15 protein-coding genes are annotated in these 15,022 nt (G+C 63.3%); 8 read left to right on the top strand and 7 right to left on the bottom strand.

Translation table 11 applies throughout. The annotated features are described in order from the left end of the window. Positions 1-37: 37 nt before the first annotated feature. On the bottom strand, positions 38-478 hold the full coding sequence (locus P3T16_RS12580) for a DUF2069 domain-containing protein (protein ID WP_429342553.1): 441 nt from the start codon (positions 476-478) through the stop codon (positions 38-40). Further along, complete coding sequence (gene wrbA, locus P3T16_RS12575) at positions 475-1,077, bottom strand: NAD(P)H:quinone oxidoreductase (RefSeq protein WP_429342552.1); 603 nt, start codon at positions 1,075-1,077, stop codon at positions 475-477. Before wrbA ends, P3T16_RS12580 begins: the two co-directional genes overlap by 4 nt. Before the next feature lie 87 nt (positions 1,078-1,164). Between wrbA and P3T16_RS12570 the strand changes: the two genes are divergently transcribed. Further along, on the top strand, positions 1,165-2,478 hold the full coding sequence (locus P3T16_RS12570; protein ID WP_429342551.1) for a YihY family inner membrane protein: 1,314 nt from the start codon (positions 1,165-1,167) through the stop codon (positions 2,476-2,478). 168 nt (positions 2,479-2,646) lie between these two features. On the opposite strand, the gene P3T16_RS12565 is transcribed toward P3T16_RS12570, so the two are convergent. From P3T16_RS12565 to P3T16_RS12555, 3 genes are all read right to left on the bottom strand, one after another. Next, positions 2,647-2,967, bottom strand: a complete 321-nt coding sequence (locus P3T16_RS12565; RefSeq protein ID WP_429256933.1) for an Mpo1-like protein — start codon at positions 2,965-2,967, stop codon at positions 2,647-2,649. Between the two features lie 169 nt (positions 2,968-3,136). Further along, a complete protein-coding gene (locus tag P3T16_RS12560; RefSeq protein WP_429342550.1) occupies positions 3,137-3,973 on the bottom strand; it encodes an alpha/beta fold hydrolase in 837 nt (278 codons plus the stop codon). Beyond that, positions 3,970-5,337 carry an O-acetylhomoserine aminocarboxypropyltransferase gene (locus P3T16_RS12555; protein WP_429342549.1) on the bottom strand — a complete coding sequence of 456 codons (1,368 nt, stop codon included), beginning with the start codon at positions 5,335-5,337 and terminating at the stop codon, positions 3,970-3,972. Before P3T16_RS12555 ends, P3T16_RS12560 begins: the two co-directional genes overlap by 4 nt. Before the next feature lie 164 nt (positions 5,338-5,501). Between P3T16_RS12555 and P3T16_RS12550 the strand changes: the two genes are divergently transcribed. The 3 genes from P3T16_RS12550 to aroC all read left to right on the top strand — a co-directional run bounded on the left by P3T16_RS12550 (position 5,502) and on the right by aroC (position 9,383). Next, positions 5,502-5,957, top strand: coding sequence for a CBS domain-containing protein (locus P3T16_RS12550; RefSeq protein ID WP_429342548.1), 456 nt, complete (start codon positions 5,502-5,504; stop codon positions 5,955-5,957). A gap of 173 nt (positions 5,958-6,130) precedes the next feature. Beyond that, a complete protein-coding gene (locus P3T16_RS12545; RefSeq protein ID WP_429342547.1) occupies positions 6,131-8,068 on the top strand; it encodes an MFS transporter in 1,938 nt (645 codons plus the stop codon). 214 nt (positions 8,069-8,282) lie between these two features. After that, positions 8,283-9,383: a chorismate synthase gene (aroC, locus tag P3T16_RS12540; RefSeq protein ID WP_429256664.1), complete on the top strand. Its 1,101-nt coding sequence runs from the start codon at positions 8,283-8,285 to the stop codon at positions 9,381-9,383. Between the two features lie 122 nt (positions 9,384-9,505). Here aroC and P3T16_RS12535 read toward each other — a convergent pair whose 3' ends face one another. After that, a complete protein-coding gene (locus P3T16_RS12535; RefSeq protein WP_429342546.1) occupies positions 9,506-11,179 on the bottom strand; it encodes an electron transfer flavoprotein-ubiquinone oxidoreductase in 1,674 nt (557 codons plus the stop codon). A gap of 185 nt (positions 11,180-11,364) precedes the next feature. On the opposite strand from P3T16_RS12535, the gene P3T16_RS12530 reads away from it, so the two are divergent. Both P3T16_RS12530 and P3T16_RS12525 read left to right on the top strand, forming a co-directional pair. After that, positions 11,365-12,144 carry an SDR family oxidoreductase gene (locus P3T16_RS12530; protein WP_429256662.1) on the top strand — a complete coding sequence of 260 codons (780 nt, stop codon included), beginning with the start codon at positions 11,365-11,367 and terminating at the stop codon, positions 12,142-12,144. 86 nt (positions 12,145-12,230) lie between these two features. Then, complete coding sequence (locus tag P3T16_RS12525) at positions 12,231-12,662, top strand: acyl-CoA thioesterase (protein ID WP_429256661.1); 432 nt, start codon at positions 12,231-12,233, stop codon at positions 12,660-12,662. A gap of 75 nt (positions 12,663-12,737) precedes the next feature. On the opposite strand, the gene P3T16_RS12520 is transcribed toward P3T16_RS12525, so the two are convergent. Then, a complete protein-coding gene (locus P3T16_RS12520) occupies positions 12,738-13,283 on the bottom strand; it encodes a LuxR C-terminal-related transcriptional regulator (RefSeq protein ID WP_429256660.1) in 546 nt (181 codons plus the stop codon). Between the two features lie 216 nt (positions 13,284-13,499). Between P3T16_RS12520 and P3T16_RS12515 the strand changes: the two genes are divergently transcribed. Together P3T16_RS12515 and P3T16_RS12510 are read left to right on the top strand one after the other, a co-directional pair. After that, the gene (locus P3T16_RS12515) at positions 13,500-14,204 is read left to right on the top strand and encodes a CoA transferase subunit A (protein ID WP_429342545.1); all 705 of its coding nucleotides are present in this window, start codon (positions 13,500-13,502) and stop codon (positions 14,202-14,204) included. Positions 14,205-14,206: 2 nt separating this feature from the next. Continuing rightward, a complete protein-coding gene (locus tag P3T16_RS12510; RefSeq protein WP_429256658.1) occupies positions 14,207-14,848 on the top strand; it encodes a CoA transferase subunit B in 642 nt (213 codons plus the stop codon). Positions 14,849-15,022 lie beyond the last annotated feature (174 nt).

Here is a 15,022-nt window from a genome sequence, read left to right as displayed (position 1 = left end):
TTCTCGGCCTGCTGCTCACCTTGCGTTCGACCGCCGCTTAACCCGCGGCCTTTTTCGCGCGTTTTGCCGCGCGCTTGTAAGGCGCGACATAGCCTAGCGCGCAGACAAAGAAGACGATCGCGAGCGCCGCTTCCAGCCAGCTTAGACTCGCGCTCAGGCCACCGTCGGTCATGCCGCGCACGATGCCTTCCGCGAGATAGAGCAGCACCAGCATCGACGCCCATTGCAGCGTGTACACACGATGGCGCAGCACACCGCCGAGCGCTAAGCAGAGCGGTGCGGCCTTCAACACGAGCGCCGAGCCGCCGGGCCGCAGCGGCGCGAGCCACCACTCCCACGCGACCGACAGCACGATCAGCGCGATCAACGCCGCCGATGCGCCGTGCGCTAAGCCGCGCGGCGCCGTAACGGGCGCGACAGGCGCGGGCGGCGTGCCTGCTGGCGTCGGCCTGGCTGGCGGCACATGAGGCGCGTTCATGGCCGGTCGTTCATCATCGAAGCCGCCCGCGCGACACGTGCGCCGAGCGCGACCGCGAGCGTTTTTTCATCGGCGGAAATGCCCTGTTCGGCCGAGCCCGCTCGCGCAAAGTGCGACGCACCGTAGGGCGTGCCGCCGGTCTGCGTGGTGGTGAGCGTGCTCTCGGTGTACGGAATGCCGAGGATCATCATGCCGTGGTGGAGCAGCGGCAGCATCATCGAGAGCAGGGTGGTTTCCTGGCCGCCGTGCAGGCTGCCCGTCGACGTGAACACGCAGGCCGGTTTGCCCGCAAGCGCACCGGAAAGCCACTGCGGTGTCGTGCCGTCGAGGAAGTATTTGAGCGAAGCGGCCATGTTGCCAAAGCGGGTTGGCGAACCGAGTGCGAGGCCGGCACATTCCTCGAGATCGCGCAGTTCGACGTAAGGCGGACCTTCGGCGGGAATATCCGGTTGCGTTGCCTCGCAGACGGTCGAAACCGGCGGTACCGTACGCACGCGCGCCTGCATGCCCGGCACGCTGTCGATGCCGTGCGCGATCGCCAGCGCGAGCTCGCGCGTGGCGCCGTACCGGCTGTAATAGAGCACAAGAATGTCTTTCATAGGCCTCGTTGGTGAACGGGTATTATAGGGGTTGGGTCCGCGCGCACGTTGCGCCGCGGGCGGTTTCACGAGACGAAGGAGGTGCTTTTGTTGTCCAGAGTGCGTGTCGATCTCGATGTGATCCGGCGTCTCGCGCAGTTCGCCGCGCAGCGCAGCAGTGAAGATCGTATTCCGCAGGTGGCCGGCAGTCTCACGTTCACGACGATGCTCGCGATCGTCCCGCTCGCGACGGTCGCGTTCGCACTTTTCACCGCGTTCCCGATTTTTGCGGCGTTCCAGATGTCGTTGCAGGATTTCCTCGCCGACCATCTGATGCCCGCGCAGATCAACAACCAGATTTTCAACTGGTTGAACGAATTCGCGTCGAAGGCAAAAGGCCTGACGACGATGGGCATGATCATCCTGTTTCTCACGTCGGTCATGACGATGATGACGGTCGAATCCGCGTTCAACGTGATCTGGCGCGTGCGCAAACCGCGGCCCTTCGCACAGCGCGTGCTTGTCTACTGGGCGATTCTCACGCTGAGTCCTCTTCTGATCGGTTTCAGTCTGTCGATTTCCTCCTATCTGTTCACGCAGTCGATGGCGTTCACCGGCGTGCAGCATGTGCCGACCGTGATCGAGTGGGCGCTGACGGGTGCCGCCTTGCCGCTCACCGCGCTCGCATTCACGATGTTGTATGTCTATCTGCCGAATTGCCGGGTCGAATGGCGCGACGCGGTAGTGGGCGGCCTGTGTGCCGCAGTTGCATTCGAACTCGCGAAGCGCGGCTTCGGCTATTACATCCGGCGTATACCGACCTACACGGCCATGTACGGCGCGTTCGCCGCGCTGCCGATGTTCCTGCTCTGGATGTACCTCAGCTGGTTCATTACGCTCGCGGGCGCAATGATCGCGTCGGCGTTGCCGGCGATCCGGACCGGCCAGTTCCACCGGCCGCAGTTTCCCGGCAGCGACCTGTTCGACGGGCTTGAACTGCTGGCGCGGCTGTCCGAAGCGCGTGAAGCAGGTAAGCCGGGCTACACGATCCAGCAACTCGCACGCGCGCTCCGTCGCGATATGGATACGACCATCCGGCTCACGCAGCAGCTTGAACAGCTCGAGTGGGTCGCGCGTCTCGAAGAGAACGGCGCCCAGCCGCGTTTTCTGCTGCTCGCAAATCCGAGCCAGATTACCGTCGCGCAACTGTTCGCGCTTTTCGTGATCGACCGCGCGGAACTGGAGTATCAGCTGAATCTGGATTCGACGCGTATCGACAGCGCGTCGCTCCTCGCCGCGCTCGAAAACGACAAACTCAACGTTTCGCTGGCTTCGCTGCTGGCAACGCGGGCTGCGGCGCGAGCGGCCGATGGCGCGGAAGACGACGCGCGGCGCACGGCCATGCCGCACCAGACGGCGTAGCTCAGACTTTTCGCTGGCCGGGCGGGCGCCGGTGTCTTTGCCTGTCCCTGCTTCGGCCGCCGCTACTTTGTTTGCGGGTACTTCACATACTGCTGCTCTTGTTGTTTTCGCTTCAGTTCACCGTCAGCCCACCCAGCGCGAGCCCCCACGCCGCCAGTTCACTTGCCGCTATAGCGAGATCTTCCCCGTGCAGATGTCCTTGAACATCACCCAGTCGCCCATCAGGCTGTAGATCGGATGCCGGAACGTAGCGGGACGGTTTTTCTCGAAGAAGAAATGCCCGATCCACGCGAAGCCATATCCGCAGACGAGCGCCGCTGGTAGCCACAACCAGTCGCCGGTGGCGAGCGCCATCGCCAGAAAGCCGATCACGCCTAGCGAGCCCACGAAATGCAACCGGCGCGACACGCTGTTGCGATGCTCTTCCAGATAGAACGGATAGAACTCCGCGAAACTCGCGAAGTGATCGGTATGAGTGGTGTGCGCCATCATTGCCTCCGCTTCTTCCATGCCCGGCCGGTACACGCCACGTGCGCCATGCACGTGCTGCCGGTTGACTGGAATCATTGTGCTGCTATCGATGCATGGGCGCAACCTGGCCATTCGGCCGATGGTGGGCGTCCACGCAATTCGCTATCGTGATGGCTGTCGAGCGGCCTTAGCGGGTCACGGTCGCGGCAGAGCCGGAAGCAAACGTGAACAGGGCGTCGAGCGTTGCATCCGGTTGTTCGGCCATCAGGGCGTGACCGGCGTCCAGCGTAACGGTGTCGACGGTGACACCGGCGGATGCAAATGCGTGGGTGAGCGCCTGCGCGGCGCGTGGCGGCGTCATCGCATCGCGGCGGCCCACAATCAACCGTACGGGGCATTGCACCTGTGCGGCCCGTGCGATGCCGTCCGTGTAGGCATTGCATGCGCTGAAGTCGCGGTGAAAGAGTTGTGGCTCGCCGGTGGCCGCCACGCGTTCCATCAGGCGCTGGTTCATGCCGTGAAGCCAGAAACCCGGGCCTGGACAGGAAGGCTTGGCGGCGAAGGTCGAGTGAGACCACTGATTGACCATTTCGATGGCCTCAGGCTCGCGGTTGGCGGCCGCATCGAGCAGGGCGTCGGAGACGGCCATCGGCGCGGCGGTGGCGAGCAGCGCGAGATGCGTTGCCCGGTGGGGATAGCGCGCGGCGAAATCGAGCGCGATGAGCGAGCCCATGCTGTGTCCGGCGACGAACGCGCGCGCTGCACCTGCGGCGTCGAGCAGGGCAGCCAGCCAGTCGGCCATTGTGCCGATATCGCGCAACGCTGGCCCTGCACTACGGTGATGACCGGGTAGATCGACCGCGAGCACGCCAAAGCCGTGGTGCGCGAAATATCGGGTCTGCAGCGCCCATACGCTGTGGTCGTGCTCGGCGCCGTGGATAAAGACGGCGGTCGGGAGTGCGGGGTCGAACGGTTTGCCGCCGGTGTAGGCGTATGCGGGCGCGCCGTAAACATCGAGGATCATACGGACTCCCTGCGCGAACCGTCGTCTTTGGGTGGGTTTGTCGACGCTTTTGTCGATCCTTTGGCGGTGGGTGCGTCCGCGGACTTCTGCGATGCCTTCAGCGCGCGCTTGAGATCGTCGATCAGGTCGTCGGGATCTTCGAGGCCGATCGACAGCCGGATTGTGCCTTCGGCGATGCCGGCTGCGGCAAGCGCGGCCGCGTCCATGCGGAAATGCGTGGTCGACGCGGGGTGGATGACGAGCGAGCGCGCATCGCCGACATTCGCGAGGTGCGAGAAGAGCGCAAGTGTTTCGATGAAACGCCGGCCGGCGGCGCGATCGCCTCGCAGGTTGAAGCTGAACACCGCGCCCGCGCCGCGCGGCAACAGACGCTGCGCCAGCGCGAAATCCGGATGCGACGCCAGTTCCGGATAGGCGACAGATTCGACGGCGGCGTGGCCGGCGAGAAATTCGACCACCTTGCGCGTATTCGCGACGTGACGTTCCATGCGCAGCGGTAGCGTCTCGATGCCCTGCAGCAGTTGCCAGGCGGCCTGCGGGTGCAGGCATGCGCCGAAGTCGCGCAGGCCTTCGCGGCGGGCGCGCAGCAGGAAGGGCGCGACGGTGCTTTCCTCGGCGAATACCATGCCGTGGAAGCCCTCATAGGGTTCTGTGAACTCTGGAAAGCGGCCGGACGCCTCGAAGTCGAATGTGCCGCCGTCAACCAGCACGCCGCCGATCGTCGTGCCGTGGCCGCCGAGGAATTTCGTCGCCGAGTGGTAGACGAAATCCGCGCCGTGGTCGAATGGTTTGAGCAGGTAAGGCGTCGTGAAGGTCGAATCGACGAGCAGCGGCACGCGGTATTCGTGGGCGATCTCTGCGACAGCGGCGATATCGAGCACGTCGAGGCCGGGATTGCCGAGCGTTTCGCCGAACAGTAGCCGCGTGTTGGGGCGCAGCGCCGCGCGCCATGCGTCGAGGTCGCCGGGTTTGACGAAAGTCGTTTCGATGCCAAAACGCCGAAGCGTGTAGTTCAGCAGGTTGTGCGAGCCGCCGTACAGCGCGCCGGACGCCACGATGTGTGAGCCGGCGCCCATCAGCGTGGCAATGGCAAGATGCAGCGCCGCTTGCCCGCTCGCCGTCCCGATTGCGCCGGCGCCGTTCTCCAGCGCGGCGACGCGCTCTTCGAAGACGGCGACGGTCGGGTTCGAGATCCGCGAATACACGTGGCCGGCGCGCTCCATATTGAAGAGCGACGCGGCGTGGTCGGTATCGCGGAACGAAAACGAGGTGGTCTGATAGATCGGCGTGGCGCGGGCGCCGGTCGTCGGGTCGGCGGCAGCGCCGGCGTGCAGCGCAAGCGTGTCGAAACGGTTGGCGGACATCGTGAGCGGCTGAGCCGTGGGTGGCCCGGCGAAGGATGAAAGTGGGGGCAATCGTATCACCGGGGCAAAGCCGCGTCCGCATGCGGTTTGCCCGCTTTCCTTTTGCACCCCTTTCCGCTAGGATCGAAAGTCAGTCAGGCTTTAAAGCATCACAGGAGACAATCATGCGAGTCAGCGATATCCTCAAGGTCAAGGGCAACACGCTTTTCACCGTCACGCCCGATACGCGGCTGAGCGAAGCAGTCAACACAATGGCCGAGCACGATATTGGCTCGCTCGTTGTCATGGAATACGGTGATCTGGTCGGCATGCTGACCTTTCGTGAGATTATCCTGACGCTGAGCGAGAACGGCGGCAGCGTCGGCACATCGACAATCCGCAAGGTCATGGACGACCATCCGCTTACCTGCACACCGGAAACGGACGTGAACGAGGTACGCCGCATGATGCTGGAGCACCATGTGCGCTATCTGCCGGTTCTGGAAAGCCGCACGCTGATGGGCGTGATCTCTTTCTACGATGTGGCCAAAGCGGTCGTCGAGGAGCAGGGTTTCGAAAACCGCATGTTGAAGGCGTATATCCGCGACTGGCCCGAGCAGGAGCAGGAACAGACGCGTTGAATGATCATCGTGCGGGGTGGGGCGGATCAACGTCCGCGTTCGCTGCTTCGCTACCGTCGATGTGAAAGACTGAGTGTGAAGCCTGAGCGAAAGGCGCGCGCGAAAGCGTGCGCTTTTTTTGTGTCCGCGCGGCGCGTCCGTTGCCCGCGCTGCATGTCCTGATCTCCGTTGTCATGAACGATCGTCCGATACCCGCCGCCCATCGCACCAGCCGCAGAGGCGAGCAGCACGAATCGCAGTTCCGCCTGCTGCGGGAACGACGCTTCGCGCCGTTTTTCTGGACGCAGTTCCTCGGCGCGATGAACGACAACGTCTTCAAGATCGGCTTCACGTCCCTGGTCACGTTTCAGACCGCGCGGTTTTCAGGCGTCGACGCGAAGACCGCCGCATTCCTGATCTCGGCGGTTTTCATTTTGCCCTTCGTCCTCTTCTCGGCGACGTCGGGACAGATCGCGGACAAGTACGACAAGGCGATGCTGACGCGCTTTGTGAAGACCTTCGAGATCGGCGTGATGTTGATCGGCGGCGCCGGATTCCTGCTGCATAGCGCGCCGCTACTGTACTTCTGCACGTTCCTGATGGGCGTGCATTCGACGCTGTTCGGCCCGGTCAAATACGCGTATCTGCCGCAGCATCTGGCGACGGCGGAGCTCGTCGGCGGGAACGGGATGGTCGAGATGGGGACGTTCGTCGCGATCCTGATCGGGACGATCGTCGGTGGCGCGGCAGCGGGGTTCGTCGAGCATGGTGCCGTTGTGCTCGCGTGCTGCTGCGTGGCGATTGCGCTCGTCGGGCGGCTCGTGTCGGGCTTCGTGCCGAAATCTGTTGCGCCGCAGGCCGACCTGCGCATCAACTGGAATCCGGTTAGCGAAACGTGGCGCAACCTGAAACTCGCCCGCGAGAATCGCACGGTTTTTCTGAGCCTGCTCGGCATTTCCTGGCTGTGGTTCGTCGGCGCCACGTTTCTGTCGTCGTTTTTCAGTTTTGCGAAGAATGTGCTGTCGGCCAATCCTGATGTCGTCACAGTGCTGCTCGGCACATTCTCGGTCGGCATCGGTATTGGCTCGCTGCTGTGCGAACGGCTGTCTAAACGCCGCGTCGAAATCGGTCTTGTGCCACTCGGCTCGATCGGCATGAGCGTGTTCGCTATCGACCTTTATTTCGCAAGTCACGCGTTGCCCGCGGTAGGGCATCTGCTCACTGTCGGAGAGTTTATGTCGCTGCTGCCGCACTGGCGCATTCTCGCCGACCTGTTCCTGCTCGCGATGTTCGGCGGCTTCTACAGCGTGCCGCTTTATGCGCTGATCCAGAGCCGGAGCCAGCCGAGCCATCGCGCGCGCATCATCGCGGCCAACAATATTCTGAATTCGCTGTTCATGATTGTGTCGGCGTTGATGGCGGTCGGGTTGACCGCCGCGGGCGTGAGCATTCCGGGCATTTTTCTCGTGACGGCGCTGCTGAATATCGTCGTCGCCACGTACATCTATTCGCTCGTGCCCGAGTTTCTGCTGCGCTTTATCGCGTGGCTGCTGGTGCACACGTTCTATCGCATGCGCGTCGTTCACGCGGAGCGCATTCCGGAAGAGGGTGCCGCGGTACTGGTGTGCAATCACGTCAGTTACGTCGACGCCGTGGTCATCATGGCCGAGAGTCCGCGACCGATCCGTTTTGTGATGGACTACCGCATTTTCCAGTCGCCGTTTGCCGGATGGCTGTTCCGTCAAGCGAAGGCCATTCCGATCGCGCCCGCGCACGAGAACCCGCAGATGCTGACGCGCGCCTACGATTCCTGCGCGAAAGCGCTCGCCGATGGCGATCTGGTGTGCATCTTTCCTGAAGGGAAGCTGACGCGGACCGGCGACCTGAACCCGTTCCGCCACGGCGTGAGCGAGATCGTCCGGCGCTCGCCCGCGCCGGTCATACCGATGGCGCTGCGCGGCCTGTGGGGCAGCGTGTTTTCGCGGCACGAGGAAGTGCATCTGCCGCGGCCGGTCCAGAAGGGCGTGATGAGCCGTCTGACGCTCGCGGTCGGAGAACCGCTCGATCCGGCAAGCGTCACGCCCGAAGGTTTGCAGCAGATCGTCACGGACCTGCGCGGCGCACGCAAATAGCGGCCCGCGCTGCATGTCCTGATTGCCGTTGTCATGAGCGATCGTCTGGCCATGCCCGTGCTCGCCTGCCTCGCTGCGCACACAGCCGCGCCGTTGCGCTACCGCTGACCGGCAGAGGGCTGCACGAGCAGCCCGCGCCACTACGCCAGACAGCGCGCCCGGGCGGCCGGGCTGGCATAATAACGGCTTCCCCGCCTTTCTTTGGACGACGCTCATGTCCGGCAATACCCTCGGTACGCTTTTCACCGTCACGACCTTCGGCGAATCACACGGCCCCGCGATAGGCTGCGTGATCGATGGCTGCCCGCCGGGAATGGCGCTGACCGAAGACGACATCCAGTTCGAACTCGACCGCCGCAAGCCGGGCACGTCGCGCCACGTAACGCAGCGCCAGGAAGAGGACAAGGTCGAAATTCTCTCCGGCGTGTTCGAAGGCACGACCACGGGCGCGCCGATCGCGCTGCTGATCCGCAACACCGACCAGCGCAGCAAGGACTACGGCAACATTGCCGATACGTTCCGCCCCGGTCACGCCGATTACACGTACTGGCAGAAATATGGCATCCGCGACTATCGCGGCGGCGGCCGCTCGTCGGCACGTCTGACGGCGCCGACGGTCGCTGCCGGCGCGGTCGCGAAGAAATGGCTGCGCGAGCATTTCGGCACGGAGATTCGCGGCTACATGAGCGCACTCGGCGAGATCGATGTGCCGTTCGTCGACTGGTCGCATGTGCGCGAGAATCCGTTCTTCGCGCCGAACGCCGACATCGTGCCGAAGCTCGAAGAATATATGGACGCGTTGCGCAAGGACGGCGATTCGATCGGCGCACGCATCAACGTGGTGGCGTCGGGCGTACCGGTTGGCCTCGGCGAGCCGCTCTTCGACCGGTTCGACGCCGACATCGCCCACGCGATGATGGGCATCAACGCGGTGAAGGGCGTCGAGATCGGAGCGGGTTTCGCGAGCGTCGCGCAGCGTGGCTCGGTGCACGGCGATGAACTGACGCCGGAAGGCTTCGTCGGCAATCATGCGGGTGGCGTGCTCGGCGGCATTTCGACCGGGCAGGACGTGACCGTTTCGATCGCGATCAAACCGACGTCGAGCATTCGCACGCCGCGTCGTTCGATCGACAAGGCAGGACAGCCGGCCGTCGTCGAAACATTCGGGCGTCACGATCCGTGCGTCGGCATCCGCGCGACGCCGATCGCTGAAGCGATGCTCGCGCTGGTGATGATCGATCACGCGCTGCGTCATCGTGCGCAATGCGGCGATGTCGTCGTCGCGACGCCGAAAATTGCAGCGAGCGCGCCTTGACGTGCTGACGTCATGAGCGGTTGTCGCCCCTCGCGGCACGGACCAAGCGATTCGCGCGTGCGTGCGCCGGAAAGCGAAAAGCCCCGCGAATTGCGGGGCTTTTCATATGCAGCGCAGCCAGATCACATGTTCGGATAGTTCGGCCCACCGCCACCTTCCGGCGTGACCCACACGATGTTCTGCGTCGGGTCCTTGATGTCGCACGTCTTGCAGTGCACGCAGTTCTGCGCGTTGATCACGAGCCGCTCGCTGCCGTCGTCGTTCTTCACGAACTCATACACCGCTGCCGGGCAGTAACGGCTTTCCGGGCCGGCGTACGTGGCCAGGTTGATGTTCACCGGCACCGATGGATCTTTCAGCGTCAGGTGCGCCGGCTGGTTCTCTTCGTGATTCGTGTTCGAGATGAACACCGACGAGAGGCGGTCGAACGTCAGCTTGCCATCCGGCTTCGGATACACGATCGGCTTGCATTGTGACGCGGGCTTGAGCATCTCGTGGTCCCAGTGCTGGTGATGCAGCGTCCACGGCACGTTGCCGCCCAGCAGCTTCTGCTCCAGCCCCACCATCAGCGTGCCGAGATACAGGCCCTTGCTCATCCACTGCTTGAAGTTGCGCGCACGGTACAGTTCGGTGTGCAGCCACGACGTCCTGAACGCTTCAGGATAGGCCGTCAGCTCATCCGCCTGACGGCCTGCCTGGACCGCGTCGAAGGCCGCATCGGCCGCCAGCATGCCGGTCTTGATCGCCGCATGGCTGCCCTTGATGCGCGAGGCGTTCAGGAAGCCTGCATCGTCGCCCACCAGCGCACCGCCCGGGAACACCAGCTTCGGCAGCGACATCAGGCCGCCCGCGGTGATCGCCCGCGCGCCGTACGACACCCGCTTGCCACCTTCGAGAAACGCGCGGATCGACGGATGCGTCTTGTAGCGCTGGAATTCCTCGAACGGCGACAGATACGGATTCGAATAGCCGAGCCCCACGACAAAGCCCACCATCACCTGGTTGTTGTCCATGTGATAGAGAAACGAGCCGCCGTAGGTGTCGCTCTCCAGCGGCCAGCCGGCCGTGTGGATCACCAGACCCGGCTTGTGCTTGGCCGGATCGATTTCCCACAGCTCCTTGATGCCGATGCCGTAGACCTGCGGATCGGCGCCGTCACGCAGCTTGTACCGGTCGTTCAGCTGCCGTCCCAGATGCCCGCGCGCGCCTTCGCAGAAGAGCGTGTATTTCGCGTGCAGCTCCATGCCGAGCTGGAAGTTCTCGGTCGGCTGGCCGTCCTTGCCGATGCCCAGATTGCCGGTCGCAACGCCTTTGACCGAGCCGTCGTCGTTATACAGGATTTCAGCGGCCGGAAAGCCCGGGAAAATTTCGACGCCCAGCGCCTCAGCCTGCTGGCCGAGCCAGCGCGTGACGTTCGCGAGGCTCACGACATAGTTGCCGTGATTCTTGAAGTTATCCGGCAGCGCCCAGTTCGGCACGCTTTTGGCGCCGGATTCGCTCAGGAACAGGAAGCGGTCCTCGGTCACGCCGACATCGAGCGGCGCGCCTTTTTCCTTCCAGTCAGGAATCAGCTCGTTCAAGGCGCGCGGATCCATCACCGCGCCCGACAGAATGTGGGCACCGACCTCCGAGCCTTTCTCCAGTACACAGACGCCCACCTCGACGCCTTTCTCCTGCGCCAGCTGCTTCAGACGGATCGCAGCGGACAGGCCAGCGGGGCCACCGCCAACGATCACCACGTCGTATTCCATCGACTCGCGCGGGCCGTACTGCTCAATGAGACTTGCGGGGGTCATTGATGCTCCTCTTACCGTTAGAATGCTTTTTTCGGGATCGTATTGTCCGGGAAGGATCTGGACGCCGCAACCCGAGCCGTGCACATTAGCACGACCGTTCTATTTATGTGATACGGTTTAACCCTTCCTCGCGGACGCCCGTACCGGCGGCCGCCGCTTCAACCGAACCAAATAAAGGACCGACAATGGGCCGTTCGATCAATCTGGAAGGCAAGGTCGCGCTGATCACGGGCGCGTCGAGCGGACTGGGCAAACGCTTTGCGCAGGTGCTGTCGCAGGCGGGCGCGAAAGTCGTGCTGGCAAGCCGCCGCACCGAGCGCCTTAAGGAACTGCGCGCCGAAATCGAGGCCTCCGGCGGCGCCGCGCACGTCGTCTCGCTCGATGTGACTGATTACCAGAGCATCAAGTCGGCGGTCGCGCACGCGGAAACTGAAGCCGGCACCATCGATATTCTCGTCAACAACTCGGGCGTCTCGACCACCCAGAAGCTCTCGGAAGTCACGCCCGCCGACTTCGAGTACGTGTTCGACACGAACACCCGCGGCGCGTTCTTCGTCGCACAGGAAGTCGCCAAACGGATGATGATGCGCGGCAATGGCGGCGGTCAGAAGCCGCCGTACCGGATCATCAATATTGCTTCGGTGGCCGGGCTGCGCGTGCTGCCGCAGATCGGCCTCTATTCGATGAGCAAGGCGGCGGTCGTTCATATGACCAAGTCGATGGCGCTGGAGTGGGGCCGCCACGGCATCAACGTGAACGCGATCTGCCCGGGCTATATCGATACCGAGATCAATCACCATCACTGGTCGACGGAGCAGGGGCAGAAGCTGGTTTCGATGCTGCCGCGTCATCGCGTCGGCAAGCCGGAAGATCTGGACGGCCTGCTGCTTTTGCTCGCCGCCGACGAATCGCAGTTCATCAACGGCGCCGTCATTACCGCCGACGACGGCTTCGGCCTCGCCTGAGCGTCCTTACAGCGCGCCGGCCGGGCGGTCACGAGCCGCCCAGGGCCCGGCGTGCTGATCCTGTTTCAACCCGCAGAAGAAGTACGATGAGCGAATATCACGCAGTTTTTGAGATGTCCATGCCGATCCGATGGGGCGACATGGATGCGTTTGGCCACGTAAACAACACGGTCTATTTCCGTTATATGGAGCAGGTGCGGATTTCCTGGTTCGAGCAACTCGGCATCGCCGGCGGCAATGGCGAAGGGCAGGGACCGGTGATCGTCAACGCATCGATGGAGTTTCTGAAGCAGCTTCACTATCCCGGCGACGTGATCGGCCGCATGACGGTCGCCACGCCCGGCCGCAGCAGCTTCGATACGGGTTTCGAACTGACTCGCGCCGACGATCCCACCACCGTCTATGCACGCGGCGCCGCGCGCTGCGTGTGGATCGACTACGCCGCCGGCAAATCCGTGCCGATTCCCGATCTGTTGCGCTCGACGATCGACAACGCCGCGCTCGTGAAAGCCGTCTGATCGCTCTGTTGACAATGCCAGCCGGCTAACGGGTTGCGTCCGGCGCGGATTGACGGCGCCCCGCGCCGCCGCGCTTCAGTTCCCGAGCAGCCTTTGCAGCAGTTCGGTCGCGTTTCCGGTGTCGTACTTGCGCATCAGCCGCGAACGGTAGACGTCGACCGTTCGCGAGCTGATGTCGAGCGCGCGGCCAATCTGTTTGCTCGTCTTGCCCGTCACCAGTTGCGCGGCGATTTCGCGTTCGCGCGGCGTCAGTTCGACCGCGACACGCCGCGTCGCGCTCAGGTCCTCGAAGGTCCACACGCCCACAGCATGCGGCTCGGCCCGATCGAGCGAGCGTCCCGTCACGTGGCACCAGAACAGCTCGCCCGTCGCGCGCTTCATGATACGGTCATCGGCGTAACTGCCCTGTGCGGTCATGATGGGCGGAATGCGCTCGCCGATCCGCTCGAATTCGTCCAGAGACGGATATAGCACCTGGAAGGACTGCCCGATCAACGATTCCCGCGGACAGCGGAAAATCGACGCCACCTGGTCGTTGCAGTCTTCGATGATGCGCTTGCGCGAGAGCACGAGCCCGATCGGCGCAAGGTGAAAAGCGGTTTGGTAATCCAGGGCGGGCATGGGTGCGCGGGAAGTCCTTGAGCGGCGGCGTGCAGTGGCAAATACTTATGTATTTTTGCGTATTGTGCCGTAAGGGCGCGCCATCGTACCCTTTCGAACAAATCAAGAGGCTGCGAAGTCACAGCTGAATCGGACGATGTCACGGCATCGTCGTATGATTCAACGGTATCGCACCGATCCGGATTTCGGAATTCCAATCGAGGAAGGGACAAACTGATGAACAAGGTCTATCCAGGCGCGGCCGACGCGCTTAAAGACATCGTCAAGGACGGGCAGACATTCGCCGTCGGCGGCTTCGGCCTGTGCGGCATTCCCGAAGCGCTGATCGCCGCGCTGCGCGATACCGGCGTAAAGGGCATCACGTGTATCAGCAACAACGCGGGCGTCGACGGTTTCGGCCTTGGTCTGCTGCTGGAAACGCGCCAGATCAGGAAAATGATCTCGTCGTACGTCGGCGAAAACAAGGAGTTCGAGCGGCAATATCTGGCCGGCGAACTCGAGCTCGAATTCACGCCACAGGGCACGCTGGCTGAAAAGCTGCGTGCGGGCGGTTCGGGCATTCCTGCTTTCTTCACGAACACCGGCTTCGGCACGCTGATTGCCGAAGGCAAGGAAACGCGCCAGTTCGGTGAAAACCACTACGTGCTCGAGCATTCGCTGACGGCCGACGTTGCACTCGTCAAGGCGTGGAAGGCGGACAAGTCGGGCAATCTGATCTATCGCCGCACGGCGCGCAACTTCAACCCGATGTGCGCGATGGCCGGCAGGATCACCGTCGCGGAAGTCGAGGAAATCGTGGAAGTCGGCGAACTCGATCCAGACGCGATTCATACGCCGGGCATCTTCGTGCAGCGCATCGTGCTGAACGCGCATCCGGAAAAACGTATCGAACAACGCATTGTCCGCGCGAAGGGAGACTGATCATGGCATGGAATCGTGACGAAATGGCCGCGCGCGCGGCACAGGAACTGCAGGACGGCTTTTACGTGAACCTCGGCATCGGCCTGCCGACGCTGGTGGCGAACCACGTGCCGAAGGGCGTCGAAGTGTGGCTGCAGTCGGAAAATGGCCTGCTCGGCATCGGGCCGTCGCCGACCGAAGAGGAAGTGGATGCCGACCTGATCAACGCCGGCAAGCAGACGGTCACCACGCTGCCGGGCTCGTCGATCTTTTCGTCGGCGGACTCGTTCGCGATGATTCGCGGCGGCCACATCAACCTCGCGATCCTCGGCGCGATGCAGATCAGCAAGAAGGGCGACCTGGCCAACTGGATGATTCCGGGCAAGATGATCAAGGGCATGGGCGGCGCGATGGACCTGGTGGCGGGCGTCAAGCGCGTGGTGGTGCTGATGGAGCACGTCGCGAAGGGCGACCAGCACAAGATCCTCGAAGAATGCTCGCTGCCGCTCACGGGCGTGGGCGTGGTCGACAGGATCATCACCGATCTGGGCGTGATCGATGTCACCGACAACGGCCTTAAGCTGGTCGAACTCGCGCCGGGCGTGAGCGTCGACGAAATCAAGGCGAAGACGGGCGCGCCGCTCGATGTGAGCGCGGTGGGCTGACGGCTGGATGATTTCGGGGCAGGGGCACTCACCGAAGCGTCTTTAGTATCGGTGCACGACGGGCGAAGCGCGAGTTTCGCCCGTTTTGTTTTTTGCGGGCCGCGTGTGTGTGGCCGTTATGGCTGGCCATTCACGCACTGTATAGGCCATTCGGACGAGGCGTGGTCCTGGGCA

Origin of the sequence: Paraburkholderia sp. GAS42, assembly GCF_050436565.1 — a bacterium.
Classification (GTDB): domain Bacteria; phylum Pseudomonadota; class Gammaproteobacteria; order Burkholderiales; family Burkholderiaceae; genus Paraburkholderia.
Note: the sequence above shows the minus strand (reverse complement) of the source record. Positions and strands in the feature narration are given on the sequence as shown.